Annotated in this window: 24 protein-coding genes; 15 read left to right on the forward strand and 9 right to left on the reverse strand. The window is 47.9% G+C overall.

The features are described from left to right. Positions 1-160: 160 nt before the first annotated feature. A complete protein-coding gene (locus GQF01_RS11695; RefSeq protein WP_328803450.1) occupies positions 161-1,906 on the reverse strand; it encodes a sigma-54-dependent Fis family transcriptional regulator in 1,746 nt (581 codons plus the stop codon). A 237-nt stretch (positions 1,907-2,143) separates the two neighbouring features. Here GQF01_RS11695 and adh point away from each other — a divergent pair, with 237 nt between their 5' ends. The 6 genes from adh to GQF01_RS11725 all read left to right on the forward strand — a co-directional run bounded on the left by adh (position 2,144) and on the right by GQF01_RS11725 (position 8,060). Then, positions 2,144-3,664 carry an aldehyde dehydrogenase gene (gene adh, locus GQF01_RS11700; protein WP_161406935.1) on the forward strand — a complete coding sequence of 507 codons (1,521 nt, stop codon included), beginning with the start codon at positions 2,144-2,146 and terminating at the stop codon, positions 3,662-3,664. 13 nt (positions 3,665-3,677) lie between these two features. Beyond that, positions 3,678-4,040: a DUF779 domain-containing protein gene (locus GQF01_RS11705; protein WP_161406936.1), complete on the forward strand. Its 363-nt coding sequence runs from the start codon at positions 3,678-3,680 to the stop codon at positions 4,038-4,040. Between the two features lie 400 nt (positions 4,041-4,440). Then, positions 4,441-5,727: an RNA polymerase factor sigma-54 gene (gene rpoN, locus GQF01_RS11710; protein WP_161406937.1), complete on the forward strand. Its 1,287-nt coding sequence runs from the start codon at positions 4,441-4,443 to the stop codon at positions 5,725-5,727. 206 nt (positions 5,728-5,933) lie between these two features. Further along, positions 5,934-7,130 carry a ParM/StbA family protein gene (locus tag GQF01_RS11715; RefSeq protein ID WP_161406938.1) on the forward strand — a complete coding sequence of 399 codons (1,197 nt, stop codon included), beginning with the start codon at positions 5,934-5,936 and terminating at the stop codon, positions 7,128-7,130. Further along, on the forward strand, positions 7,127-7,561 hold the full coding sequence (locus GQF01_RS11720) for a hypothetical protein (RefSeq protein ID WP_161406939.1): 435 nt from the start codon (positions 7,127-7,129) through the stop codon (positions 7,559-7,561). The genes GQF01_RS11715 and GQF01_RS11720 overlap by 4 nt, the downstream gene beginning before the upstream one ends. Before the next feature lie 40 nt (positions 7,562-7,601). Next, complete coding sequence (locus tag GQF01_RS11725; RefSeq protein WP_161406940.1) at positions 7,602-8,060, forward strand: hypothetical protein; 459 nt, start codon at positions 7,602-7,604, stop codon at positions 8,058-8,060. 298 nt (positions 8,061-8,358) lie between these two features. On the opposite strand, the gene GQF01_RS11730 is transcribed toward GQF01_RS11725, so the two are convergent. From GQF01_RS11730 to GQF01_RS11745, 4 genes are read right to left on the reverse strand one after another with little or no spacing between them, the layout of a single operon-like run. Further along, entirely contained in the window at positions 8,359-9,369 is a 1,011-nt protein-coding gene (locus GQF01_RS11730) for a FecCD family ABC transporter permease (RefSeq protein WP_161406941.1), read from the reverse strand. Then, a complete protein-coding gene (locus tag GQF01_RS11735) occupies positions 9,366-10,364 on the reverse strand; it encodes a FecCD family ABC transporter permease (RefSeq protein WP_161406942.1) in 999 nt (332 codons plus the stop codon). The genes GQF01_RS11730 and GQF01_RS11735 overlap by 4 nt, the downstream gene beginning before the upstream one ends. 21 nt (positions 10,365-10,385) lie before the next feature. Then, the gene (locus GQF01_RS11740; RefSeq protein ID WP_161406943.1) at positions 10,386-11,321 is read right to left on the reverse strand and encodes an iron-hydroxamate ABC transporter substrate-binding protein; all 936 of its coding nucleotides are present in this window, start codon (positions 11,319-11,321) and stop codon (positions 10,386-10,388) included. Beyond that, entirely contained in the window at positions 11,269-12,117 is an 849-nt protein-coding gene (locus GQF01_RS11745) for an ABC transporter ATP-binding protein (RefSeq protein WP_161406944.1), read from the reverse strand. Before GQF01_RS11745 ends, GQF01_RS11740 begins: the two co-directional genes overlap by 53 nt. A 176-nt stretch (positions 12,118-12,293) precedes the next feature. Between GQF01_RS11745 and GQF01_RS11750 the strand changes: the two genes are divergently transcribed. The 5 genes from GQF01_RS11750 to GQF01_RS11770 all read left to right on the forward strand — a co-directional run bounded on the left by GQF01_RS11750 (position 12,294) and on the right by GQF01_RS11770 (position 16,190). Beyond that, complete coding sequence (locus GQF01_RS11750) at positions 12,294-13,343, forward strand: NAD(P)/FAD-dependent oxidoreductase (protein WP_161406945.1); 1,050 nt, start codon at positions 12,294-12,296, stop codon at positions 13,341-13,343. An 85-nt stretch (positions 13,344-13,428) separates the two neighbouring features. Then, entirely contained in the window at positions 13,429-14,226 is a 798-nt protein-coding gene (locus GQF01_RS11755; protein WP_161406946.1) for an amino acid ABC transporter substrate-binding protein, read from the forward strand. Between the two features lie 12 nt (positions 14,227-14,238). Beyond that, a complete protein-coding gene (locus tag GQF01_RS11760) occupies positions 14,239-14,919 on the forward strand; it encodes an amino acid ABC transporter permease (protein ID WP_145665314.1) in 681 nt (226 codons plus the stop codon). A 14-nt stretch (positions 14,920-14,933) separates the two neighbouring features. After that, the gene (locus GQF01_RS11765) at positions 14,934-15,707 is read left to right on the forward strand and encodes an amino acid ABC transporter ATP-binding protein (RefSeq protein ID WP_161406947.1); all 774 of its coding nucleotides are present in this window, start codon (positions 14,934-14,936) and stop codon (positions 15,705-15,707) included. A gap of 123 nt (positions 15,708-15,830) precedes the next feature. Next, entirely contained in the window at positions 15,831-16,190 is a 360-nt protein-coding gene (locus tag GQF01_RS11770) for a hypothetical protein (protein WP_161406948.1), read from the forward strand. A gap of 83 nt (positions 16,191-16,273) precedes the next feature. Here GQF01_RS11770 and GQF01_RS11775 read toward each other — a convergent pair whose 3' ends face one another. Then, entirely contained in the window at positions 16,274-16,705 is a 432-nt protein-coding gene (locus tag GQF01_RS11775; protein ID WP_161407156.1) for a VOC family protein, read from the reverse strand. A gap of 251 nt (positions 16,706-16,956) precedes the next feature. Between GQF01_RS11775 and rlmN the strand changes: the two genes are divergently transcribed. Further along, on the forward strand, positions 16,957-18,039 hold the full coding sequence (gene rlmN / locus GQF01_RS11780; protein WP_161406949.1) for a 23S rRNA (adenine(2503)-C(2))-methyltransferase RlmN: 1,083 nt from the start codon (positions 16,957-16,959) through the stop codon (positions 18,037-18,039). A 298-nt stretch (positions 18,040-18,337) separates the two neighbouring features. Here the strand turns inward: rlmN and GQF01_RS11785 are convergent, their stop codons facing one another. Beyond that, complete coding sequence (locus GQF01_RS11785) at positions 18,338-18,853, reverse strand: hypothetical protein (RefSeq protein WP_161407157.1); 516 nt, start codon at positions 18,851-18,853, stop codon at positions 18,338-18,340. A gap of 235 nt (positions 18,854-19,088) precedes the next feature. On the opposite strand from GQF01_RS11785, the gene GQF01_RS11790 reads away from it, so the two are divergent. Beyond that, complete coding sequence (locus tag GQF01_RS11790) at positions 19,089-19,748, forward strand: glycosyltransferase (protein ID WP_161406950.1); 660 nt, start codon at positions 19,089-19,091, stop codon at positions 19,746-19,748. Between the two features lie 59 nt (positions 19,749-19,807). Here GQF01_RS11790 and thrC read toward each other — a convergent pair whose 3' ends face one another. Further along, a complete protein-coding gene (thrC, locus tag GQF01_RS11795; RefSeq protein WP_161406951.1) occupies positions 19,808-21,196 on the reverse strand; it encodes a threonine synthase in 1,389 nt (462 codons plus the stop codon). A gap of 79 nt (positions 21,197-21,275) precedes the next feature. Further along, entirely contained in the window at positions 21,276-21,941 is a 666-nt protein-coding gene (locus GQF01_RS11800; RefSeq protein ID WP_161406952.1) for a hypothetical protein, read from the reverse strand. A 204-nt stretch (positions 21,942-22,145) separates the two neighbouring features. Here GQF01_RS11800 and GQF01_RS11805 point away from each other — a divergent pair, with 204 nt between their 5' ends. Both GQF01_RS11805 and GQF01_RS11810 read left to right on the forward strand, forming a co-directional pair. Continuing rightward, entirely contained in the window at positions 22,146-23,876 is a 1,731-nt protein-coding gene (locus tag GQF01_RS11805; protein WP_202556268.1) for an ABC transporter ATP-binding protein, read from the forward strand. 22 nt (positions 23,877-23,898) lie between these two features. Beyond that, the gene (locus GQF01_RS11810; RefSeq protein ID WP_161406954.1) at positions 23,899-25,647 is read left to right on the forward strand and encodes an ABC transporter ATP-binding protein; all 1,749 of its coding nucleotides are present in this window, start codon (positions 23,899-23,901) and stop codon (positions 25,645-25,647) included. Positions 25,648-25,744 lie beyond the last annotated feature (97 nt).

A 25,744-nucleotide genomic window follows, 5' to 3' on the forward strand; every position in this document is an offset into this window, starting at 1 on the left:
TATATATGTTGGCCAAGCGGCCTTCATCGCTTCATAATTCCTTGCTATCAGTAGGATGTCACCTGCTGACATTTGTTATTATGAACGTTTCATGAGGAGATGAACAGTACGTACTTTTTAGTACGATAGTTACTCTTCTGTGACCATTGGGGCTTCAAATTTAAGTAATCCCGTATTCCTCTATCTTACGGTACAAAGTTGTTCTCCCGATTTTCAACTTGGCAGCTGCCTTGCTAAGATTCCACTCGGAGGCCTTCAGTGCTATCTTGATCGCCTTGATCTCCGCCTCTTTCAGCGTCAACGCATGCTCTTCACCTGATCCATTCGTGTCACGCTCGTCGGAAGCTTCAAACATCAGATGCTCAGCATCAATGGGCTGATCCCCAGCCATGAAGATCGCTTGCATGAGAATGCTGTTCAGCTCTCTAATATTGCCTGGCCAACGGTAGGTTAGCAGCTTGTGCTTGGCAGCTTCCGTTAAGGCGCAGCATGGTGAAGCGTGCTTCTCTATCAGATGAAGCGCCAAGGTCAGGATATCGTTTCTTTCCCTTAGAGCAGGCAGGGTAATCGGGATGCCCTTCAGCCGATAGTAAAGATCGGCGCGGAATCCGCCAGCTTTTACTTCAGCGGCCAAGTCCTTGTTCGTTGCGGCAATTACCCGCACATCGGCGGCTTTGCTCTTCGCGCTTCCAACTGGAGTGATCATACCATCCTGGAGCACACGCAAAAGCGCAGCTTGCGCCCGAAGCGGCATATCGCCGATTTCATCGAGGAAAATCGTGCCTTTATGCGCAGCCTCGAATTTCCCGATATTGCCGTCTTTGCTTGCACCTGTGAAAGCGCCGCGGGCATAACCGAATAATTCGCTCTCAACCAGGCTGTCTGGAATAGCGCTGCAGTTAAGGGCAATGAATGGCGCTTCCGACCGAGCGCTTGCGGTATGGATGGATTGCGCGAACAATTCCTTGCCCACGCCGCTTTCGCCCAAGAGCAGTACAGGGAAATCGGAGGTTGAAGCCTTCTGAGCCAACTCTTTCCTCTGCAGGAACGTAGGGCAAGTACCGACGAGATCCTTGAACGCGTATAAAGGCTGACCATTTCCCGTCGTCCTTCGAATGGAGACCGACTGCCATAGCTTACGATGCTCATTATGCAGCGTTTGGACAGCGAAACCTTCCAGCTTCGGCAATGGTTTACCGATCACACCGCTGCCCATGATACGCATCGCGGCGTGATTGGCGCGGAGGATGCGGTTATCTTGGCTAAGGGAGAGCAGCGGCATAGGATGATGCAGGGAGGAGTGATCCAGCTCTCTAAGCGTAATGAGGTGCTCCTGCTTGGATTCCTCTAGCATAATCTTGTTTTGCAGGGATTGAGCAGCCAAACAGGCGAGGGTAAAGGTATAAGCATGGAAATTCTCTTGTTTGCCGCTGATATTGACGATGCCGATAAGCTCGCCGATGGCGTTGAAGACAGGGGCAGATGCGCAGGTTAGGAAATGGTTGGATTTAAAATAGTGCTCTTCGGCATGCACGCGCACCGGCTTCCGCTCTGTAAGCGCGACACCGATAGCATTCGTTCCTTTGCGATGTTCAGCCCAATTGGCGCCTACTTGCAGCTGAACCGCTAGCGCTCTGCGGGAGAAGTCGATATCTCCAGCCGTGTGAATAATAGTGCCATCCGGATCGATCAGTAGTGCCATCTGTCCTGACTGTTTGATGCCAGCGTGCATGTGTTCGAATATTTGCTCGGTGTATTGGATGGTTTGCTCATTTTGTTTTAGTAGTGCCTGCATGTGAGTGCCAGTTAAAATGTCATCGTCAATGGGGTCGGTGGGGACTAAACCAAATTCATGACAGCGCTTCCAAGACGCTGCCGCTGTGTCGGATAAGAAGTTATTTTCCACGGATAGCAAAAAAGATCACCTCCATTGCAATCGTATCTGATCCGATCATACCATAGTTGCTTTTATTAATGGAGGGCTGCCAGAAAGAATGTCCCAAAATGGAACACATCCTCTGTATCAAAGTGGAACATTCAGCTTCACGCACAATTCGTAAAGTCTGGTGTGGCGGCATTCTATCCGTTGGCACGATTCTTGCTTATCTATTCATGTAAACCATTTTAAGGAGGCTGAGCGAGGATGATTTATGCACAACCTGGACAAAACGGAGCAAAAGTAACGTTCAAAAAACGGTATGAGAACTTTATCGGCGGGCAGTGGGTTGCGCCAGTTAAGGGGCAATACTTCGACAATCCGTCTCCTGTCAATAATCGTGTTTTCTGTGAGATTCCACGTTCTACTTCGGAGGACATCGAGCTGGCGTTGGATGCGGCGCATGCTGCCAAAGAGGCATGGGGACGCACATCAGTTGCCGAGCGTGCACTTATCTTAAATAAAATTGCTGATCGTATGGAAGCTAATTTGGAGTTGCTGGCTGTTGCCGAGACTTGGGATAACGGCAAGCCCGTTCGTGAAACGCTTGCGGCTGATCTGCCGCTGGCGATTGATCATTTCCGCTATTTCGCAGGGAGCATCCGCGCTCAAGAAGGTACACTCAGCCAACTAGACGACAATATGGTGGCTTACCATTTTCATGAGCCGCTCGGCGTCGTCGGGCAGATCATCCCGTGGAACTTCCCGCTGCTGATGGCGACATGGAAGCTTGCTCCGGCGCTTGCCGCAGGCAATGCTGTTGTTCTCAAGCCCGCTGAGCAAACGCCAGCTTCCATTCTGGTGCTGCTTGAGCTCATTCAAGATTTATTGCCGCCTGGCGTCGTCAATGTCGTTAACGGCTTCGGACTTGAAGCAGGCAAACCGCTTGCCTCAAGCAGCCGAATCTCGAAGATTGCCTTTACCGGCGAAACGACAACAGGGCGTTTAATTATGCAGTATGCTTCGCAGAATTTGATACCGGTTACCTTGGAGCTGGGTGGGAAGTCCCCGAACATCTTCTTTGAAGATGTGCTTGCAAAGGATGACGCTTTTTTCAACAAAGCGCTTGAAGGTTTTGCTATGTTCGCCCTCAACCAAGGGGAAGTGTGCACGAGCCCGTCGCGTGCCTTGATTCAGGAATCCATTTACGATCAATTTATGGAGAGAGCTCTGAAGCGGGTTGCTTCCATTACGCAAGGCAATCCTCTTGATACAACGACCATGATCGGGGCGCAGGCATCAACCGAGCAAGTTGAGAAGATTATGAGCTATATTAACATCGGCTCGCAAGAAGGTGCGGAGTGTCTGATTGGCGGTGACAGGGGGAAAGTGGAAGGGGAGCTTTCTGAAGGCTACTATATCCAGCCAACCGTGCTGAAAGGGCATAACAAAATGAGAATTTTCCAAGAGGAAATTTTCGGACCTGTACTTGCGGTTACGACGTTCAAGAATCAGGAAGAGGCACTGGCAATTGCTAACGATACGCTTTATGGTCTTGGGGCAGGTGTTTGGACACGGGACATGAACACAGCCTACCGGATGGGCCGCAGCATTGAAGCGGGTCGCGTCTGGACGAATTGCTATCATGCTTATCCTGCACATGCAGCCTTTGGCGGTTATAAGACTTCCGGTATCGGCCGCGAAAATCACAAAATGATGTTGTCCCATTATCAGCAAACCAAAAACCTGCTCGTCAGCTACAGCCCTGAAGCATTGGGCTTCTTCTAAGAGAGCTGCAGCGATGACGGAGGCAAGTAAAGTTGTTGCTACTGAGGCCGCTCTGGAGCTAATTGAAATCGTCAAAGCCAAACATGGTCCCGTTATGTTTCATCAATCCGGCGGCTGCTGCGACGGCAGCTCTCCTATGTGTTATGCGCAGGGGGAGTTTCTGATTGGTGACAGTGACGTCTTGCTGGGCGATATCGGCGGGGCTCCCTTCTATATGAGTAAGTCACAGTACGAATATTGGAAAAACACGATGCTGATCATCGATGTGGTTCCCGGCAGGGGCGGGATGTTCTCGCTCGAAGGCCCGGAGGGCCGGCGGTTTCTGACACGCTCCAGAGTGTTTACGGAGGAAGAGCGGCGCGTGTTAGGTTTGTAAGGATTGGGCTGTGCATAAGGGCCTAGCGATGCTTTTGTCGCTAGGTTTTTTTGTGCAGCAGGGTTTATCGAAGCATGAACTCATGCTTCGACAGTAGGCAAGGAACTACAGGGCGTTATTTTGCCAAAAACAGGCCTTCGAGCAGAAGAGAGGGAACTGTGGTCCTCTAATACGTCGCAGCGGGCAGACTTTGAGCTAATTGTGAAGAAATTAAACCCTGTAGTTCCCCAGAAACTCAGAAACTCCAATTTTAGTCAGAATAAGGGATTGGAGTTCCCCCTATTCAAGAAACGGAGCTAGCTACCTGAAAAGATTAGCCCGATTGCCTAGTAGATTTTACAGTGCAGGCACGAATATACTAATAGTAAGCGATTACATGGTGAGAGGAGGAACAGCTTAGATGGAAATTTCATTGACGGCCCTGCAGGCTCACAAAATGCAGCTTACGCCACACATGCGGCAATCCATGGAAATTCTGCACATGTCCTCCTTGGACTTGCAGGAGTTGGTGAAACGGCAAGCGAGTGAGAATCCTTTTATCGAGCTTAAGTACACGAAAGAAAGCCGCCGTGTCAGCGCTTCTAACAACGATTGGTGGCTCAATGCCGATCATAGCGCTTCCCTTACGTTAGAATCAGTTTTACTAGAACAGCTAGCTTGTTTGTATTTAGACAGTACATTAAAGATTCTCTGCAAATGGATCATAGGAAATCTGGATTCAAAAGGTTACCTCCTCTATACGAAAGAAGAAATTTCCGCTATTCAAGGTTCCTCGTTGGAGCATGTAAGTCAGGCTGTTCAAATCATCCAAAGCTTAGAGCCATACGGCGTGGGCGCCTCAAACCTAGCGGAATGCCTGCTTCTCCAATTGCAGCAGATGAATGCGATAGAACCCCTCACGCTATCCCTGGTCCAAGAGGATCTTCACGATATCGCCAAGGGCAAGCTTGAACAGCTAGCCGTTAAGTATAGGACAGAGCTATCGCGTATCCAAGCGGCAATTGAACAGATAAAATCGCTCAACCCTAAGCCCGGAGCCATGTACAGCAGAGAGCAGCCGCAGTATGTGACGCCTGATCTTAAGCTCAAGCTGGTGGGGGGGAGATATACCGTATTTCTGGAAAATGCTGCGCTACCAGGTATTACACTCAGCGACTCCTATCTCCAACTGATGGAACAGAGGGCTTCGCAAGATGCTTACCGTTTCTTAAAGCAGCAATGGCAAGCAGCAAGGGGGCTTATGGACAGTATCGAACGAAGAAAGGTTACACTGTTACAAACAGCGTGCCTGATGTTCGAGCTACAGGCCGATTTTTGTGCGAAGGGAACCGCTTCTATTAGGCCAATGACCATGAAGCAAGTCGCTGATGCGCTGCAAGTGCATGAATCCACCGTAAGCCGCACGGTTAGCAGGAAATACATTCAGACTCCGTGGGGGATGTTTGAATTGAAGTATTTTTTCTCCTCTTCGATGAAGCAAGCCGATGGAACGTCTGTTTCTTCTTTCTACATGAAAGAGGAGATTCGCTTAGCGATTGCGGGAGAGAATCGAGACCGGCCCTTCTCCGATCAGCAGCTGACTGAGCTCTTGAATAGCAAAGGCCTCAACATTTCACGCCGAACAGTGGCTAAATATAGAGAGCAGATGCACCTTCCACCCGCTGCAGAAAGACGATCCAACGTTTAAATGTTAAAGTTTAAACGCTAAATTTCGAAGTTTAAATCTTGAAGTTTAAAGCGTAAAGTTCAACGTTTAAACTTTAGAATTTAAACTTTAAAGTTTATTCCAATTGACGTGTGGAATTAACGGAATATTCCAAATACCCACCCATTCTACCTTCCTATTGCGAATAGGTATATAGATTCAAATCAAGGTAGGAGAGGGGAATTGACTTGACAAAGAACGAAGTCTTAACCACTACCATCACGCTGTCCATTGATAACGGCAGCAGTCATGTCAAGGTCATATATGACCATCTGGACTGTAGCTTCATTTTCCCTAATGTACTAGCACAACCGTTTGGTGAACGATTTCTTTTGATGGAACAAGGTGATCCCCTGGATTTCCTCGACGTACAAATTACATCGCCTGCCATAGAAAGCGATCAGTACCGTCATGTTTACGTGGGGAATCTCGCCATTGGCGATGAAGGCATTCTTCATGAAATTGTCGGAGATAAAGCCGTGCAAAAGAAGGCCCAAAGACCTGAGACGATGGTGACGCTCCTAACGGCTGCGGCCTATGCCATTGCCAAACAACATGAAGACGCTATCAAGAAAGGGAAAAAGCGGATCAAAGCTGCCGTGAACCTAGGAACTGGCTTGCCGATTCGTGAAATTACGAAATTCCGTGAGGAATTTGCCCGTAAAATCACCGGAGGTGTCCACTCCGTCACGTTCATAACGACCCCGGTTTTCAAAGGCATCACGGTGGAGATGGAATTCTCGCTTCCGACCGACATCAGCATTGACGATGTATCCGGCGTCTATGATTTGGAAGCGACTTCGAAATCGCATCTGTCGCACAAGGGCTTCGGCATTGCCGATGTCGGCGGCGTCGATATGGATATCGCGTTCTTCCGTCCAGGCCTGGATCTGGATCAAAGGCACTCCACTGGCGCCAAAATCTACCTCAACGATGCGCTGGAAAGCATTCGGAACGAGGTTAACTCGCAAGGTGAGGAGCTGCTTGCAAGCACAGCCGAATTGACGCTCATGCTCGTCAACAAAGAGTATGAGATCTATGCTGAAGGCAAGGTTGTGTTTGATATGACGAGCCTCATCAATAAGCACATGCGCATATTAGCGGAGAAGGTGCTGAAGTTCGCCCGCAGCTCATGGAAGCACGTTCGTTATGCGAACGAGTTCTGGTTTATCGGCGGAGGAGCTGTTGTTTTGCAGCCTTGGATAGAGAAAATAAATGCCGAGCTGGGCTTGCCCATCCGGTTTGATACAGCTGAACATAGCCAATTCCGGAATGTGCGAGGCACCTTCCTCATGTTGGACCACGCGCTGAAACATGCGGACGATGAAGTCGCGGCCAGCACAGATGCCAAAGGAGTCTCCGAGAACGGGAGCGGTCAAGATTGAAAAAACGCCGATCTACCGTCTATGTTCGCTCTGGCAAAGATGTAACCTTGTACATTCCATCAGATACGCCGACTGAGGTCATTGACTATTTAAATCAGCTGAAGATGGATGGGTATTTTAGCCAAGGAATTATCGATATTCTTACGAAATATGTTCTTGAAGAGCGTGGATTAGCATCTACATCTGCGATCACAGAAATTGAAGTATTTCCCGGGAAAGAAAGGCTCCACGATATAGACACAGCAATCCCTCCCGCAGCAACGGAAGAGGACAACCCTATGGCAGGGTTGGACGAGCTTCCGCTGCCTGTTCAAGCAGCCATTGCGGAGGGCGAGCAGAAGAAATTTAGCTTGGCACAAATATTCCGGCAGTCCCGGCAGAATTCAGGAAAGCTAGTGCCTACCTCGGATCATGGAAGGGAACCAGAGTAGGTGTACTCCACTCCATGATTCAAGATAAGGAGGACATCGAATGGATAACAATCAGGGGAAAGAAGCAGCTAGGCATTTTACATTGACTGATGAAATATTTCGTTATCCTGGCATGGATGTTTATACGCAAATGACCGTTATTGTGTTAAAGTGCTTTTCCACAGAATCAAACCTCCCCGAGTTAGTTGATATTGCTAAGCTGGGTCGGATGAATCTGAAGCAGGCAACGAAAGCGATGCAGAATCTCGTGGAGATGAAAATTATTTCCCAGAAAATGTTTCGTCGGTTGGTCGGAGATTTCCAGGACGATCGGCTATCTTGGGCGGCCAAAGGTTTGCTCGCTTTTTGCAAAGAACATCCTCATATTGACTTAACCGACTTGCTGGAGCTATCCAGTGAGTCTGGCGAGGACGAAAGCAGCATTCGCAAAGCATTAACAGAGCTGCACCAGTATGGCTATTTGGATGAGTATCCGGTGTGGAGTCAAATTGCTAATTGAGGAAGTGCCCGTAGAGTCACTAGCCCAAGGAAGAGATCTGAGTTACGGTGCATTAGCTGGAAAAACTCCCGTTATTTTGGCGGGTTTCAGTGAATCCAGCCATATAACATGAAAAACTCCTGTTAATATGACGCTCAGCGATGAGTTACAGGACATCTCTAACTATTAGCAGGAGAAATTCCATCTAAAGATGTTCAAAGCACAAAACCATTGAAAATAACGGCAGTTTTTCCTGTTAGAAAAATCAAAAAAAGCTATTCCCAACAATCAGGGAATAGCTTTTTTTGCATGCCTTTCCTCATGCTTTTTTCAGCAGTAAATACATGAAATAAGGCGCACCGATCAAGGCGACCATGATACCGGCCGCAATCCCATCAGGGTCGAGCAAATTGCGCCCGACTGTGTCGGCCAGCAGCAGCAGCCATCCGCCGATAAGAATGGCGACAGGTATGAACAGCTGATTCCTAGGTCCGACCAAAGCTTTCGCGATATGCGGAGCCATAAGCCCAATGAAGGTTATGCCTCCCGTGACGGAAACGGCCGAGGCGGCAAGTGCGACAGCAGCAAGAAGCAGGACGATGCGCTCTTTTTCCACGGAGACACCAACACCAATCGCGACAGGCTCGTTAAGCCCAAGCAGATTTAATCGATTAGCTTTGTATAACGTGAACGGGATGAGCACGACAAGCCACGGCAGAAGCGCCCAGATGAACGGCCAGTCGGTTCCCCAGATGTTGCCGGCCAACCATTTGGCGATAAAGTCCACTTTTGCGCGTTCTGCGGATGAAATCACAACAATCATGATGCCGGATAACGCCATGGAGAAGCCAATCCCCATTAACACTAAACGGACGGGCTGAAGACCCTCTTTTCGACTATAAGAAAGCAAGTAAATGCAGGCGGCCGTGAGCAAAGCCCCAATAAAGGCAACTAGCGGAAGAAAATACACGAAGGAGCCTGCTTTTACCGGGAAAAAGAGAAAGAAGATGGCAACGGCCACACCCGCACCAGAGTTTATCCCAATAATGCCGGGGTCAGCTAAATCATTACGTGTAACACCCTGCAGAATCGCACCCGATAGGGCAAGCGCCATACCTGCTAACAAGGTAATTAAAATCCGAGGTAACCGGATCGAAAATAACACGAACTCTTCTTTGAATGTTCCATGCCCCAATAGGGTAGGGAGCAGCCGGTTATAGGATAACGACGAGTACCCCAGCCCCATTCCGATCACGATCGTCGCGATAATAAGAGCGAGAGCACAAGCGACAAGCAGGCGTTGTTTTCTGAGAATAGACGGATGAATCATGGGAAGGCTTTGCCCCCTTTGCGTACGATAAACAGGAAGAAAGGTAAGCCCAGCATCGCGACTATGGCTACCACAGGAGTTTCGTACGGCGCATTCATGGTGCGGCCAAGTGTATCTGCGAGCAGCATGAACGTACCGCCAGAAACCGCGGACATTGGAATAATGAACCGGTAATCCGTGCCAACGATAGCTCGCACGACGTGCGGTATCATAAGTCCGATGAAGGCCATATTGCCGACAAGGGCAACGGATGCACCTGCGAGCAGAATAATGATGATGAAGAGAATGGCTTTGATTTGCGCCGTATTCTGGCCTAATCCTACAGCGACCTCTTCGCTTAAGCTAAGAATGGTAAGCTGTCTGGAGAGCAAGAGAGCGACTAGCGACCCTACCACGATAAAAGGAATAATCACTTTCAACTGGTCCCATGACGCGCCGATCAATCCGCCTGCTGTCCACATGGTGACATCTTTTGAAATTTTGAAATAGAGGCCGAGACCATCGGATACCGCGTATAAAAAGGCCGATATAGCGGCTCCCGCGAGTACGATGCGGATGGGTGAGAATCCGCCTTTTTTCATCGCCCCGATACCGAACACGAGAAGCGCCCCAATAGCCGCTCCAATGAAGCAAGCGAGCATGATGCCCAAGTAGCTTGTTGACGGGAATAAAGCAATTGTAAGGGCTAGTGCAGCGTTGGCTCCTGCCGTTAGACCCAGCAAGCCGGGGTCTGCCAGCGGATTTCGCGTAATCCCTTGCATAATGGCGCCTGAAACGCCTAAAGCCGCTCCAACGAAAATCCCCGCGATTTCGCGGGGTAATCGAATTTCACGGATGATTGTAATCGCATCACTTGTGGTGTGTGAAGTTAGTGCCAGCCAGACATCCGAGAGGGTAGCATCTGCTGCCCCAAACACCATAGCAACTATAAACATTCCCACAAACACAAGGAGCCCAAGGGCAAATTTATAACCAAATGAAATGGCATGTTTCATCCGAGAAGGCTCCTCCGTGATTTATTTAAGCAAGTTTTTGATGAAGAAATCTAGTTGGTATTCCAGTGTTAATGGATCATTGAAGTAGAAAACTTTAGCGTTGGCTTCATACACATGACCGCTTTTTGCAGCCGTTGTATTCTTGTACGTTTCTGTTTGTTGGAAAGAATTGTCGGCATCCGGGTTTTTACTGAAAATCACGTAATCGCCCATGAATTGCGGCAGAACTTCCGTAGATAGGGCGTAATAGCCTTCTTTCAAGGCCATTTCCTTCACTTTTGCAGGCATAGGCAACTTCATTTCTTGATACAGAATTTCGGTTCCACGGCCCCAGTTGTCGCCATAAACGTAAAGCTGTTTGTCGAAGCTCTCGATGACGGAAATCGTTTTATCAGCGCCGATTTTGGCTTTAATGTCAGTCCCTGCTTTTTGAGCGCGACTCTTGAAGTCATCAACCCAAGCTTTCGCTTCTTTTTCTTTGTTCAAAAGCTTACCGATCTCGATGTGTTGCGTGAGATAGTCAACTTTTCCGTATGTGTATGTAACGGTTGGAGCGATTTGCTTAAGCTTATCTATATTTTTGATCGTGGATAGACCGATGATGAGATCAGGTTTTAGTTCAATAATCTTTTCCAAGTTTTCATCGGAAACTTCTTGCACATCTTTTAAGGTTTTGTCGAAATTAGGGTTTGCCTTGGACCAGGACTCTACACCGACAAGCTTTACATTTAACGCCATTACGTTTCCTGCAAAAGCAGAAAGGACAATGACACGCTGTGGATTAGCAGGTACTTCGACAGGGCCGCTCTCGGATTGGTAAGTGATTGTTTTGGATCCAGCCGCAGCAGTGGCAGCCGGCGTTGCAGCGCTTTCTTCTTTCTTTGGAGCTGCGGATCCGCAAGCACTAGTAGCTAGGACTAGGATGAAGAGCAGGAATGGCATGAGTAGTTTTTTCACTTGAGTAGTCTCCCTTTAATAAATTATAGGTCATGCACATGGGTTTATGGGTCCGAGGATCTCTTCCGATCTCCGCATCAATCTGAAAAACTTGCTTGAGAACTTCAGGCTGCATCACTTCTTCGCAATCACCGGCTTTGACAATTTCGCCATCCTTCATGGCAATCATGTAATCAGCAAAGCGAGCGGCTTGATTCAAATCGTGGAGGACCATGACAATTGTTCGGCCTTGTTCCCGATTCAATCTTTGCAAAAGCTCTAGAACCTCTAGCTGATGGGCCAAATCGAGATAGGTCGTTGGCTCATCCAGGAAAATAATATCGGTTTCCTGTGCAATAGCCATCGCAATCCATACGCGCTGCCGTTGACCGCCCGATAAGGAATCGACAGGTCTGTATTTGAAATCCTGGGTGCCTGTCACTTCGAGCGCCCAATCAATGGCGTCATAGTCCTTTTTTGTCAACAGGCCAAACCCTGTTTGATAAGGGAAGCGGCCATAAGACACTAATTCGCCGACGGTCAATCCACTGGCGCTTTCAGGCGTCTGTGGGAGGATGGCCATCTTTTTGGCGAGCACTTTTGTGTTTTCTTTGGAGATGAGTGCTCCGTCTAGAACGATACGCCCAGACTGGTGAGGAATAATCCGCGTTGTTGCTTTCAAAAGGGTAGACTTGCCGCAGCCGTTAGCACCAATAATGGTCGTAATTTTCTGGTCGGGGATGGCAGCATTGAGATTTTGGACAATCGAACGTTCTCCATAACTAATGTTAAGCTCATTTATGATTAGGCGAACCATGATACACCTCCGGACAACATCGATATTGATAATCATTATCACCAAGACAACAAACATACTTTAAGTCAACAACATAAGGTTGTCAATGATTATTTTGTTGTCAAAAGAAAAAAATTGCCTTATATTTAATTGATAATGATAATCAATTGCATGCAATTGTGAAGGAGTGAACGTACATGGAGAATCAGGAATTGTTTGATGTAACAGTCATCGGAGGAGGCCCAGCAGGGCTGTATTCTGCTTTCTATAGCGGCTTGAGAGAAATGAAAACAAAGATTATTGAGTATCAGCCACAGTTGGGTGGCAAGGTGCATGTCTATCCGGAGAAGATGATCTGGGACGTTGGTGGTCATACGCCACTGCCAGGCGCCAATCTGATAGAGAAACTTGTCGAACAAGGATTAACGTTCTCACCAGAAGTGGTATTGAATGAGAAAGTTGATTCGATTACACGGAATGAAGAAGGGATCTTCGAACTACTCACTGCGTCTGGGGTGAAGCATTTGTCGAAAACAGTCATTGTTGCGGTAGGCGGTGGTATTCTTAATCCTAAAAGGCTGGAAATCGAAGGCGCGGAGCGTTACGAGGTGTCTAATCTGAACTATACAGTGAAGTCTCTGGAGCGCTTTAAGGGTAAAACCGTCGTCATTTCTGGCGGGGGCAATTCAGCCGTTGACTGGGCGAATGAACTGGAGCCTGTAGCTGGCAAGGTCTATTTAACGTATCGCAAAGATGCGCTTTCTGGCCATGAAGCTCAAGTGAAGCAGCTGCTGGAAAGCTCAGTGGAATGTATCTTAAATACGTCCATTTCCAAATTAATTGCCGGCGCAAATCACGAAACAATCGAACATGTTCAGCTTGAGAATCATGAAACGGGAGAAATTTCGTATCTAGAAATCGATGAAGTCATTATTAATCACGGGTACGAGCGGGATACGACTTTGCTTCAAAATAGTGAAGTGAAGATCGAGATCGTAGACGACTATTATATTAAAGGCAGCGCGGCGAGCGAATCTTCCATCGAGGGCATCTATGCAGCCGGAGACATTCTCAATCACGAGGGGAAAGTCCACCTGATCGCGGGGGCCTTCCATGATGCAGCGAATGCTGTAAATAAAGCGAAACAATACATACAGCCAGGCGCCTACAAGTATGCTATGGTTTCCTCCCATAATGAAGTTTTCAAAGAACGGAACCGGGAACTAGTGAAGCAAATGTTCAGCTAATTGGACTCTTAAAATTGGATTGTTTGGGAATAATACCTCTCGTACAAGCAAAACGTAAAACGTCTTGTTAACGGGAGGTTACACATTGAAGAAAATCATCCGAATAACCTTCACGCTAACCGCGGTCTTCACTCTCGCGGGTTGTGGCGCCAAAGAGGGGCAGACAGCGGGTGGGAGCAGCAGTGCTCCAACGACTAAGCCAGCAGCAGCTGAAATAACGATTGGGACCGAAGGCACGTATGCGCCATTCACGTTCCATGATAAGAGCGGGACTTTAACGGGCTTTGATGTAGAGATTGCCCAAGAAGTTGCCAAGCGCGCCGGTCTTACCCCGCGTTTTGTAGAAACCAAGTGGGACGGGATGATTGCCGGCCTCGATGCGAAACGGTACGATATGGTGGCCAATGAAGTGGCGATACGTCCAGATCGCCTGGAGAAGTACGATATGTCAACGCCATACATCGTATCTCGAGCGGTTCTTGTTGTTGGGGCTAACAACACCGATATCAAATCGCTGGATGACTTGAAGGGGAAGAAGGTAGGCCAATCCCTTGATAGTAATTATCGGAAAGTAGCGGAGGATCATGGCGCTGTGAATACCGTGGTTGAGGGATTCAACCAAGCGATCGACCTGGTTACATCTGGCCGTATTGATGCGACGCTCAATGACAGTCTGTCATTTTTGGATTTGAAGAAGCAGCGACCTGATCTGCCGATCAAAACCGTTTACGAGGAGCCAGAAGCGACCAGTAATGCTTTTCTCTTGCGTAAGGGGAGCACGGAGCTGCTGGGTAAAGTGAATAAGGCTCTAGCCGATATGAAATCTGATGGAACGTACCTGAAGATTTCACAAAAATGGTTCAATTCTGATGTATCCAAGTAAGGAACCCGGCATATGACAACAGAGCGCATGGAACGAATTATAGGAATCCTTAGTGATTCCTTTTTTCCGATTGTAAAAGCAGGCGTGGCCTACACGATTCCCCTGACCTTAATTACATTCACATTAGGATTGATTCTGGCTTTTCTCACGGCGTTAGCCCGCTTGTCCGATTTTAAACTTCTGGTGCTTATCGCAAGGTTCTATGTTTGGGTATTTCGCGGCACGCCGCTGCTTGTTCAGCTGTTTATTCTGTTCTATGGTTTTCCGAGTTTGGGGATTACGCTGGATCCTTTTCCGACGGCTATTATTGGTTTCACTTTAAATAAGGGCGCCTACAGCTCGGAAATTATTCGCGCAGCGATCTTGTCTATTCCGAAGGGCCAAAGGGAGGCCGCTTATTCCATAGGCATGACCAAGTGGCAAGCGATGCGGCGCATCATACTTCCTCAGGCCGTTCGCGTAGCGATACCGCCGCTTGGGAACTCTTTCATCAGCCTCACGAAAGACACATCCCTTGCTGCAACGATTACGGTAACTGAGATGTTCCAGAAAGGGCAGCAGATCGCGTCAGTGACCTATGAGCCTCTCTGGCTGTATATGGAGGTAGCCGTTGTTTACTTGATCTTCAGCACCGTGCTCTCATATTTCCAGAACAGGCTGGAAAGACGGTACGAACGCAGTGTAGCAACGTAAAGGAGGGCTTAAACATGATTCAGATCAAGCTCGAACAGCTGCATAAGCATTTTCACGGCGTAGAAGTTCTAAAAGGCATAGATTTGTCTGTTCAAAAGGGCACGACCACTGTCATTATTGGGCCCTCTGGTTCAGGCAAAACGACGCTGCTTCGCTGTCTAAACCTGCTGGAAATTCCGGATCAAGGCAGGTTAACACTCGCAGATACGAGCATTTCTTTTACAGGTAAATCCAAGGTGAACTACGCTTCTCTAATGTCGATACGCAAGCAAACGGGGATGGTCTTTCAGAACTATAATCTATTTCCTCATTTAACGGCATTAGGCAATGTGATGGAGGGACAAGTCATTGTTCAAAGGCGCTCCAAATCCGATGCTCGGGGCCAATCTCTACAGCTGCTGGACAAGGTAGGTCTGCGGGATCGTGCTGACAGCTACCCTCATGAACTTTCTGGTGGGCAGCAGCAACGCGTGGGTATTGCCCGGGCAATGGCGCTGCAGCCAGAGGTGCTGTTATTCGATGAGCCGACCTCGGCGCTGGACCCTGAGCTTGTTGGCGAAGTTCTCAAGGTAATGAAGGACCTATCAGCCGAAGGCATGACGATGGTCATTGTCACACATGAAATGGCATTTGCCAAAGAAGTGGCCGACCAAGTCGTGTTCATAGATCAAGGCGTCATCATGGAAAGAGGCAGTCCAGAGCAGGTCTTTGAATTGTCAAAGAACGAGCGAACCATGCAATTTCTGAGAAAAATACAGGGCAGGCCCATGTTTACAAATTTTTCCTAACAAAGTACGACAATATTCCTTGGCATTCCCGAAAAATACTATAATCTTGCTCCCCTCCCTTCGACAGTTATTCCAAACAGGGTGTTGTACTATTTTAGTACATACATCTAGGAGGTGCAGTGGTTGATAGATAAGAATATGAAGAGCAGAGCAGTTTGGTTCGTAAAAAGTGAATTGGAGCGGGTTGTGAGGGATTTGGAAAGTGGGATCATCACAAGGGATCAGGCTATAGGCAGTTTGAATACACTTTTCAACATCTCTTCTGGGATTGAGGATACGATGCAAATGCAAATGATTTGCAGAATGACTGCCTACATACGATCGACAAGCTTTTATGGTCAAATTAAGAAAATGTATGCGAATAAAATGTTTCATGAGCAGCCAGCATCAACGCCAGCACCTGCAGCTGTACAAGTACAAGTACCTGTAACGGAAGAAATAGCAGCAACTTCTATGAAAATCCTCGAGAAGATCGTTCGATAAGCATGTTAGGGGTTCTACATAAGAAAAGCCTTCAATCCAACGGTAGAAATGGAATGAAGGCTTTTTGGCTTGCCGATGGGGACTTAGTTGTTCGTTGGTTGGTCCGTGAAAATGTGGAATCCAACGCCAAACTTGTCAACGACTTGACCATAAGCAGGGCTGAAGTGAGATTCGGATAACGGTATGATGACGCGTCCGCCATCTTCCAGTGCATGGTAGATCGCTTTGGACTTCTCAACATCTTTGATCGAAATGCAAATGGTAACATTGGCACCCTGCTGAACAGGTTGTCCAGGGAATGCGTCGGACAGCATGAGGCGCGTGTCGCCTACCATCAGCATGGCATGTCCGATAAGCTCATTTGCTTCGGATGGGAGCGGGAATTCAGGATTTGCGGGCATTTCGCCAAACGTTTGCACGAAAACTTGCTGAGCACCTAATGCTTTCTCATAGAATTGAATAGCTTCCTTAGCGTTACCTTCCATGACTAAATAAGGATCTAAGCGTACTGTCATCATCCTTCAGCTCCCTGGGTTATATTTGAATAAAATCATTGCTAAAAAACCTTACCTCTTATTATTACCATAAAACGCTCCGAAAATAAAGAACATATGTTCGATTTAATTGTAAATTTTTTATAACCGACTGGAAGCTCACTCCTCTTGTGTTCATGCACGATTTTTGGCACAATGATAACTAGATGGTAGGCTTCGGCTGTTTCGTAGAATTTGGACTGTAAGTGAAAGTCTTGAAAAGAGGATAAAGCATGAATAAAGGGTCCATTTATGGATTAACGTTTGATCAATTAGTTGCTTGGCTCGCCGAAAAAGGATTCAAAAAGTCGCGGGCTTTACTTGTATGGGATTGGCTGTATCGGAAGCGGGTAACCGCCTTCTCGGAGATGACGGACATCAAACAGGACTGCCTGCAGGTGTTGGACGAACATTTTGCTATCCAAACCTTGGCGGAGCATTTAAAACAAGAGTCAGCGGACGGGACGATTAAGTTCTTGTTTAAACTGATGGACGGCAACCTGATTGAAACTGTGCTAATGCGGCATAAATACGGGCTGTCCGTGTGTGTAACGACACAGGTTGGCTGCAATATCGGGTGCAGCTTCTGTGCTAGCGGTCTGCTGGCTAAGAGCCGTGACCTCACAAGCGCGGAAATCGTGGAACAAATTATGAAGGTTCAGTTTCACTTGGACAGCAAGGGCGCGAATGAGCATGTCAGCCACATTGTTGTGATGGGGATCGGCGAGCCTTTCGATAATTTCAAGCATATGGTGGATTTCATCCGTGTCGTGAAGGATCAGAAAGGTCTTGATATTGCTGCTAGACATATCACCGTCTCTACAAGTGGTCTTGCTGATAAAATCAGAGAATTCGCGGATTCCGATTTAAAGACGAACCTCGCAATTTCCTTGCATGCTCCGACGAACGAGCTTCGAACGCGGATCATGAAAATCAACAAAGCCATTCCAATTGAGAAGTTGATGAGTTCAATCGAGTACTATTTGGAGAAAACAAACCGGAGAATTACGATTGAGTATATTTTGCTGAAGGACGTGAACGACGGCAAGGAGCATGCTATCCAGCTTGCTGAGCTGATTCAGCATATCCGTCAACTCGCCAATGTGAATCTCATTCCGTACAATCCGGTAGATGAGCATAGTCAGTATCAACGGAGTGAGCGCGAGTCCGTGCGAGCTTTCTATGACACGCTGAAAAAGCAGGGCATTTCCTGCAGCGTTCGTCTTGAGCACGGAACGGATATTGATGCCGCTTGTGGACAATTACGAAGCAAACAGATCAAGAAATCCACAGAGGATAACTTGGTTGCCCAATAAAAAAGAACCTTCCTTACCACATTTCGTTTCGTGGTTTGGAAGGTTTTTTTGTGAACAGAAGTGCTTGGGAGGAACTAGAGTCCGCTATTTATCTGAATCAGTACAAATTTCATGGGCAGAGGGAGAATTACGTTCCGTTATTTCATGAATTCCCCAGATAAACGTGCCACTGGGGACATATAAGACCCTGCAGTTCCGCTCAGAGTGGAAATAGCTCTTTTTTTCTCCAGATAGAGGACTCCAGTTCCCCTAAGTATACAGAAAAGAGCATCAGGAGGACGCCCGACGCTCTTTCACTTTAATACTTGCTAGTTTCCCGGCCGCTGCGCATGAACATCAAGGCCAAGCCGGCGCCAATGAGCACGATAGCGAAGATAGGCTGATTGTGGAAAATGCCGGAGAAGAGCGATCCAATCGAGAAAATCGCAAAGAACAAAAGGGACATTACAGTCAAAATGTTGATCGGAATCAGCAGCCATTTATTGCGGCCTCCGAACCAATAGAGCTCGAACAAACCGACGGCGACAGCAAGCATAAAACCTGGCCACATGAGATGCCAAATGTCGAACAGCATGGAAACTTGGCAGATGACGCCTGCTGTCAGCAGAATGCCGCCGGGCACTAAAACGCCTACGCCCCTGCGCTGAAGGATGAAGAAATACAACCAATGAAAGAACACACCCACTGGGATGACGAATAAGGTTGGCCAAAAATACTCAAAAATGGTACCCGTGCTGAACGTGATTTCCCCTTTTAGAAACATGAAGATGCCTAAAAGAATCAAGATCGGGCCGAGAAAAGCGCTGCGATTCATATTCACTATACTCACTCCTATTAGTTTAATCATTGTATCTAGCATATCACTTGACTAAGAACGTGTCCTCCTGCTTAGGTGGAGGAGGTTCTCGGTCTGGAGACTGATTTTGTCTACCCGATATGCTGCGTGGTGACATCTGGCCGGCTTCCTCCCTCTTTTATGAATGAAAACGACCCGTGAGTACACAATATAACGAGTTGTTTCCAATTTATATTAAAAGGAGAATCTACTTATGAAAGGTAAGTTGATCAAGTTAACGCTGTTATCTCTATCTATTGCGTTCAGTACGGTTCCTCTTCGGGCAGATGCTTACTCTGGCGATCGCCCTGCAGCCGCTAAGCAGATGATGTACACGCAATCGATGGTCCAGTTGAAAAGCGACTTAAGAAGGCTATGGATGGATCACGCCATTTGGACACGCAATTATGTGGTAAGCGCTTTGGCCGGTCTAGAAAATAAAGATAAAACACTGGCTAGACTGTTAAGAAATCAGAAAGATATTGGGAATGCGATGAAGCCTTTCTACGGAGAGGATGCCGGGAACAAGCTGGGTGAGCTGCTGACGGAGCACATTGTGATCGCTGGCAAGATAGTGGATGCGGCGAAAAGCGGGAATGCGGCAGAGCTCGACAAGAATAATAAGGACTGGTACCGCAACGCCGACGATATTGCCACATTTCTAAACAAGGCGAATCCGAATTGGACGAAGCCGATGATACAAGATTTGATGTACGTTCATTTGCAAATGTTGACGGAAGATGTGAAAGCCATGCTGGCTAAAGACTGGGATGCTGATATCATGTGGTTCGATAAAGGCGCTGATCATCTTATGATGATGTCCGACGCGCTGACAGAGGGCATTATTAAGCAATTCCCGCAAAAATTTAAGTAGACGTGAAAAAGGGACTGCTCCGAAGGTCATTTTAGACTTTCAGAGACAGTCCCTTTGAATTAAAAGAACTTCACAAGCTGATCTTTGATCTCATCATTCGAACCGCCAACCACCGTCTGGAATTGCGGTTTGTCGAATAGAGCTTGAATTTGCTGCGGGTAGGTTTGTTCAATACCGCGCAGACGGATGGACTCATCGAATTTCGCCGGATGAGCAGTGGAAAGCGCGACGGTCACTTCGCCGTCCGCTGTGATGCGGTCTGCAGCGGCTACGCCACACGCGGTATGCGGATCAAGCAGATAGCCATACTCCTTGTAATAGGAGCTGATTGTATCCAGGCATTCCTCGTTCTGTACGCCGTACGCGGCAAAATCCGCTTGCACGGCTTGCAGCTTGTCAGCAGGAATAACAATGCGGCCTTCGGCTTTGAACTGCGCCATCAGCGAGGTCACTGCCTCTGCGTCTTCGCCGTAGAGATAGAACAGGTAGCGCTCGAAGTTGCTGGCTACTTGAATGTCCATGGAAGGGCTGTGCGTACCGCGGAAAGCTCCCGGCTGGTACACGCCTTCCTTCACGAAACGCTCAAGGATGTTGTTTTCATTCGTCGCCAGAATGAGCTTTTCAATAGGAAGGCCCATCTTCTGAGCGAGATAACCAGCGAAAATATCACCGAAGTTACCAGTCGGCACGCTAAAGTTAACTTTAGCTCCTGCATCGTTAGCTGTAACTTGGAAGTAAGCATAGAAGTAATAGACCGTTTGCGCTAAAATACGGGCAATGTTGATGGAATTGATCGCACGCAGGTGGTAGCTATGCTTGAACTCAACGTCAGCGAACAGCTCCTTGATGATGCGCTGGCAGTCATCGAAAGTGCCTTCAACGGACAGATTCAGCACATTTTCGCTATCAACCGTTGTCATTTGCAGCTCTTGCACGCGGCTCACCTTCTGGTGAGGGTGAAGAATACAGATGCGGATGCCTTCTTTGCCGCGCACACCTTCAATGGCGGAAGCGCCGGTGTCTCCGGAAGTCGCGCCGAGAATGTGAATGATCGAGTTCGTCTTGCGGGAGACGTAGCCATACAGATTGCCTAGGAATTGCAGTGCGATGTCTTTGAATGCAAACGTAGGACCGTGGAACAATTCCAGGACATAAGTGCCATCGTTCAGGCGCTTAACAGGCGTCACTGCTTCATCGCGGAACGTGCTATAGCTGTCATCAATGAGCTGCTCTAGCTCAGCGCGCGGGATTTCATTTTCGATAAATAAGGAGAAAATTTCGAGCGCTAGCTCCGAATAAGAGAGTTTGTGCCACTTCTGGAGTGTTTCTGCAGATAGTTGCGGGATCGTTTGTGGAACAAGCAAACCGCCGTCGTTCGCCAAACCCATCAGGATGGCATCGATAAAACCGAGGGGTTCTACTTTTCCGCGTGTGCTAATGTATTCCATATTAGTCCCCTTAATCGAATGAATTTTCAGTTATTGTATCAAAAAATGAATCATTTGGACAGTGCGATCAGCCACCTTCTTAATCAGCAATAACGATTTTCCATGCTATGCCCATAGGCGGCAGGCTCTTAGTCAGGGTCGGCCCATAGAATCCAATGACATTTGCGCCTTTCATAAGCTTCGATGTCGCAATTTTATCCCCATTTTTATCAACAACGGCCGTATCTTTCGTCAAGTTCAGAACAACCTCACTAGGCGATGATTCTGTTAAGCCTTCCCCTTTTATGCGGATGCGCAGATCATCCTTGCTTTCGCTGCGGATTTCTTCCATAACACCGGCAGTTCCGAGCAGACCCGCTTGTGTCTTCGCATCCAGAACCGTCACTTTGGACGTTGGCGTTTGCGGGGGCAGGCTCATTGTCATAACCATGGAATGTTCAGCCGATACGGTTAAGCCTACATGTAAATCGGCAAGACTAAGCTTAGTGCCATCTAACATTTGGAAGACTGTTTCTTTGCCGACGTTAAGAACAAGGCCATCCGTGCCTACACCTTGAATGTGGATCAACCCATTATCGCCATCCATTCGAATGGAAGTGATTACGCCGGTTGTTTGCACTTTTTTCGCCTCCTCCTTCATGGAGATCGAGCCGTTGATGCTGCTTTTCAAATCGGTGGGTGCCGCATAAGCTGTTCCCGCAGTTATCAGGGCAGATAGCGACATAAGGACAAGGCTTTTTTTCATAAAAAGATTCATGTGAAGTATTTCCTCTCTGTAGGCAATGTTTGTCATTAGTCTGTCCTTCAATAGGAGAAAAGTTTCCGGCATGTTGCAAGAACAGGAAAGTTTGATTAAACTGAACTTCCTCATGGACTTCATCCGAGCGAAACTATAGAATCAATTTATGTGTGTAATCAATGGAAAGAGGTGGAATCCTTGTCTTTTATCATGAAGCTTCGATGGTTTTTCAAAGAAAGATGGAAATATTATGTGCTGGCGATCGGTTTGCTGATTGGTGTGAATTTATTGGCGACAATTCCTCCTAAGATGATAGGAAATACAATTGATCATATCCGCAGTGGCAATCTGACAGTTACCACGCTCAATCATACGGTTCTTTTACTTGTAGGACTAGCTGTTCTCCTATACATAATGGCGTACGTGTGGATTACGACTTTATTCGGCAACTCGGCGTTGGTAGAAAAGGTGCTTCGCGGCCGTTTGCTTGCGCATTTGACGAACATGACGCCGGCGTTCTTTCAACGCAATAGCACGGGCCAGTTAATGGCCTTAGCAACGAATGACGTGCTCGCGATCGGTCAAACCTCCGGGTACGGAGTAATGACATTGGTATCCACGATCGTTGGGGCATCGGTTGTTATTATTATGATGGTTTCCCTCATCTCCTTTAAATTAATGATTGCGGCGCTAATTCCGCTGCCATTTCTAGCTTTTGTCATCAGCAAATTGGGTCAAAAGGTGAGAGTGCGCTTCCTCGCGGCACAAGCTTCCTTCGGGAAAATGAACGATCATGCGCTGGAGTCAATCTCCGGTATTCGCGTGATTCGGTCGTACGTGCAGGAAGACAATGATCTAACAGCATTTGATCAAGTCACTTCTGAGGTTATGAATAAGAACAAACGTGTTTCGATACTCAATGCGCTTTTTCAACCGTTAACTTCCCTCATTGTAGGCTTGAGTTATTCCATCGGTATCGGATATGGTTCCTATCTAGTGTTCCATAATGAGATTTCACTGGGGCAGCTCGTCTCGTTCAACATTTATTTAGGGATGCTGATCTGGCCGATGATTTCCTTCGGCGAGTTTATCAATGTCCTACAGCGCGGAAGCGCCTCAGCAGACCGTCTGGATACAGCTCTAACACAAAAGGCTGACATCGTAGACGTAGATAAGCCAGTTGTGGTAGATCTGCCTAAGCGCATCGAGATGAAGGATCTCAGCTTCACTTATCCGACCGCGAATCACCCAAGCTTGGCGCATGTGTCTTTTGAGCTGGAGCGGGGCCAAACCTTAGGTATTGTAGGCCGTACAGGAAGTGGGAAAAGCACGCTGCTCAAGCAGCTGCTGAGACAATTCCCGATTCCGCCTGAGAAATTGCTGATCTCGGATGTACCGATTGAGCAGATTGCGCTCCATCAAGTGAAGAGCTGGGTTGCCTATGTTCCGCAGGAGCATCTGCTGTTGTCCAAATCGATCCGCGACAATATCGCGCTCGGCAAACATACCGCTTCGCCGGACGAGATAGCTCGGGCAGTGGAGATGGCTTCGTTTACTCAGGATATCGAGCAAATGCCGGAAGGTCTTGCTACCATCGTCGGGGAGAACGGCGTCATGCTGTCTGGCGGGCAGAAACAGCGCCTAGCTATTGCCAGAGCACTGCTTATCAATTCCGAGATCCTCCTTCTGGATGACTCGTTATCCGCGGTGGATGCTCGTACGGAGAGCCGCATTCTACAAAATATTCGCAAAGAAAGAGCAGATAAAACAACCTTAATCTCAACCCATCGACTATCCGCGGTAAGCCATGCGAACTGGATTCTCGTGTTGGATGAGGGGCGGATTATTGAAGAAGGAACACACGAACAGCTGATGCAGTTTGGCGGTTGGTACCGGGAACAGTGGGACCGTCAGCAGATGGAAGCGAGTTTAGACGAATAGGTGAAGAGAGGAGGAGAACAGCATGAATCAACCATCAACGGCTAGAAGACTTGTCTCGTACGCGCTTGTCTATAAATTCAGGATTATCGGAGCGCTGCTAATTCTATGCTGTGCAGTAGGCGCCGAGCTTGCGGGACCCTACATCACAAAAACGATTATCGACCAACATCTTTCCGTAGATACAAGCCAGATGTCCTCTGTGCTGAAGCTAATTGGTCTTTATATGGGGCTGCTTTTAGTAGCAAGCATTTGCAACTATTCGCAAGCCTATTTATTCCAGTCTACGGCGCTTCAAATCATCAAAAACATGCGTATGGACTTAATGCGACATATCCAGCGCATCGCATTGCGTTATTTCGACACCACGCCAATTGGTCAGGTTGTGTCGAGAATTGCGAATGATACAGAGGCGGTACGCGATTTATTCATGAGCTTCATGGCGACGTTTGTCGTCAGTACGATGCAGCTTATCGGTATTTTTGTAGCTTTATTTATTTTGGATTGGCACTTGGCTGTCTATTGTTTGGTGCTGCCGCCGATTTTTGCTCTCATTATGAAGATTCACTTGAAATACTCGAAAGTGTTCATCACGATCATGCGTGCGCGGCTTAGCGATATGAACGCAATGATTAACGAATCGATCGTCGTCATGCCGATTATTCAGGCTTTTCGCCGCGAGAAAGTGACACTGGACGAATTTGAAGTGCTGAACCAGGATCGCTATGTGAATCAATTGAAGCAGTTCCGTGTTTTTTCCTTGTCCTCCCGTAACATCGTAGGCACAATCGGGAGCTTGGTGACAGCGATGGTCATTTGGTATTTTGGCCGGGAGTCACTGAGTACAGCTATTTCTTTCGGGGTGTTTTATGCGTTTATCGATTATTTGGGGCGCATCTTCCAGCCGATTATCGGGATTTTCGATCAGCTAACGAATGCCCAAAGAGCTTTTGTATCTGCAGATAAAGTGTTCGCTATCATGGATATGGAAGGCCAAGACGTTGAGAAAACAGATAAAGTGAGCCGCCCAGAAGGAATTGTGAAATTCGATCAGGTTACCTTTGCTTATAAAGAAGGGGAGAATGTTCTGAAGAAAATTTCCTTCGAAGCTCGCAAAGGGGAAACGATCGCTTTGGTTGGCCATACCGGCTCGGGCAAAAGCTCGATCATGAACCTGCTGCTCGGCTTTTATGAACCGAATGAAGGCAGCATTACTATTGATGGCCGGAATATTGGGACGATGTCCAAGCAGGCGCTGCGGAAACATATGGGTATCGTGCTGCAGGATCCATTCTTATTTGCAGGGGATATTAAGTTTAATGTGAGCCTCTATAATGAGAACATTTCTATGGATCGGGTAAAAAGCGCACTGAAAGACGTCGGCGCTGCACCTTTCATTGAGCAGCTGCCTCATGGCTACGATGAGCAAGTTGTGGAGCGGGGCAGCACGTTGTCCTCGGGGCAGCGGCAGCTCATCTCCTTCGCGCGAGCGCTCGCCTTCGATCCGTCCATCCTCATTCTGGACGAAGCGACAGCGAGCATCGACAGTGAGACCGAAGGGCTGATTCAGCGGGCGCTGAAGGTTGTGAGCGAAGGGCGCACGACGCTCGTCATCGCGCACAGGCTGTCTACGATCCGCGATGCGGATCAGATTCTTGTGCTGCATCGCGGGGAGATTGCGGAGCGCGGCAATCATGATGAGCTGATGGCGCTGAATGGCCGCTACGCGAAGATGTACCAGCTGCAGAAGGGCGAGTCGGCTGTGGTGGGTTAAGGTTTGGCATGGGTTACAGGGCACAAGGCATTGGAACGAGGTTGTGCCAAGCCAAGTGGTTCAAAAAAGGGGCTCCCTCGGTCATTGATGACTGGGG

This window comes from Paenibacillus silvestris (assembly GCF_009882985.1).
Taxonomy (GTDB): domain Bacteria; phylum Bacillota; class Bacilli; order Paenibacillales; family NBRC-103111; genus Paenibacillus_E; species Paenibacillus_E silvestris.

Bases quoted from the DNA above. Each gene is read 5' to 3' on its own strand.
- adh (WP_161406935.1), top strand. From the start codon at position 2,144: ATGATTTATGCACAACCTGGACAAAACGGAGCAAAAGTAACGTTCAAA.
- GQF01_RS11705 (WP_161406936.1), top strand. From the start codon at position 3,678: ATGACGGAGGCAAGTAAAGTTGTTGCTACTGAGGCCGCTCTGGAGCTA.
- rpoN (WP_161406937.1), top strand. From the start codon at position 4,441: ATGGAAATTTCATTGACGGCCCTGCAGGCTCACAAAATGCAGCTTACG.
- GQF01_RS11725 (WP_161406940.1), top strand. From the start codon at position 7,602: ATGGATAACAATCAGGGGAAAGAAGCAGCTAGGCATTTTACATTGACT.
- GQF01_RS11730 (WP_161406941.1), bottom strand. From the start codon at position 9,369: ATGATTCATCCGTCTATTCTCAGAAAACAACGCCTGCTTGTCGCTTGT.
- GQF01_RS11735 (WP_161406942.1), bottom strand. From the start codon at position 10,364: ATGAAACATGCCATTTCATTTGGTTATAAATTTGCCCTTGGGCTCCTT.
- GQF01_RS11745 (WP_161406944.1), bottom strand. From the start codon at position 12,117: ATGGTTCGCCTAATCATAAATGAGCTTAACATTAGTTATGGAGAACGT.
- GQF01_RS11750 (WP_161406945.1), top strand. From the start codon at position 12,294: ATGGAGAATCAGGAATTGTTTGATGTAACAGTCATCGGAGGAGGCCCA.
- GQF01_RS11760 (WP_145665314.1), top strand. From the start codon at position 14,239: ATGACAACAGAGCGCATGGAACGAATTATAGGAATCCTTAGTGATTCC.
- GQF01_RS11765 (WP_161406947.1), top strand. From the start codon at position 14,934: ATGATTCAGATCAAGCTCGAACAGCTGCATAAGCATTTTCACGGCGTA.
- GQF01_RS11775 (WP_161407156.1), bottom strand. From the start codon at position 16,705: ATGACAGTACGCTTAGATCCTTATTTAGTCATGGAAGGTAACGCTAAG.
- rlmN (WP_161406949.1), top strand. From the start codon at position 16,957: ATGAATAAAGGGTCCATTTATGGATTAACGTTTGATCAATTAGTTGCT.
- GQF01_RS11785 (WP_161407157.1), bottom strand. From the start codon at position 18,853: ATGAATCGCAGCGCTTTTCTCGGCCCGATCTTGATTCTTTTAGGCATC.
- GQF01_RS11790 (WP_161406950.1), top strand. From the start codon at position 19,089: ATGAAAGGTAAGTTGATCAAGTTAACGCTGTTATCTCTATCTATTGCG.
- thrC (WP_161406951.1), bottom strand. From the start codon at position 21,196: ATGGAATACATTAGCACACGCGGAAAAGTAGAACCCCTCGGTTTTATC.
- GQF01_RS11800 (WP_161406952.1), bottom strand. From the start codon at position 21,941: ATGAAAAAAAGCCTTGTCCTTATGTCGCTATCTGCCCTGATAACTGCG.
- GQF01_RS11805 (WP_202556268.1), top strand. From the start codon at position 22,146: ATGAAGCTTCGATGGTTTTTCAAAGAAAGATGGAAATATTATGTGCTG.
- GQF01_RS11810 (WP_161406954.1), top strand. From the start codon at position 23,899: ATGAATCAACCATCAACGGCTAGAAGACTTGTCTCGTACGCGCTTGTC.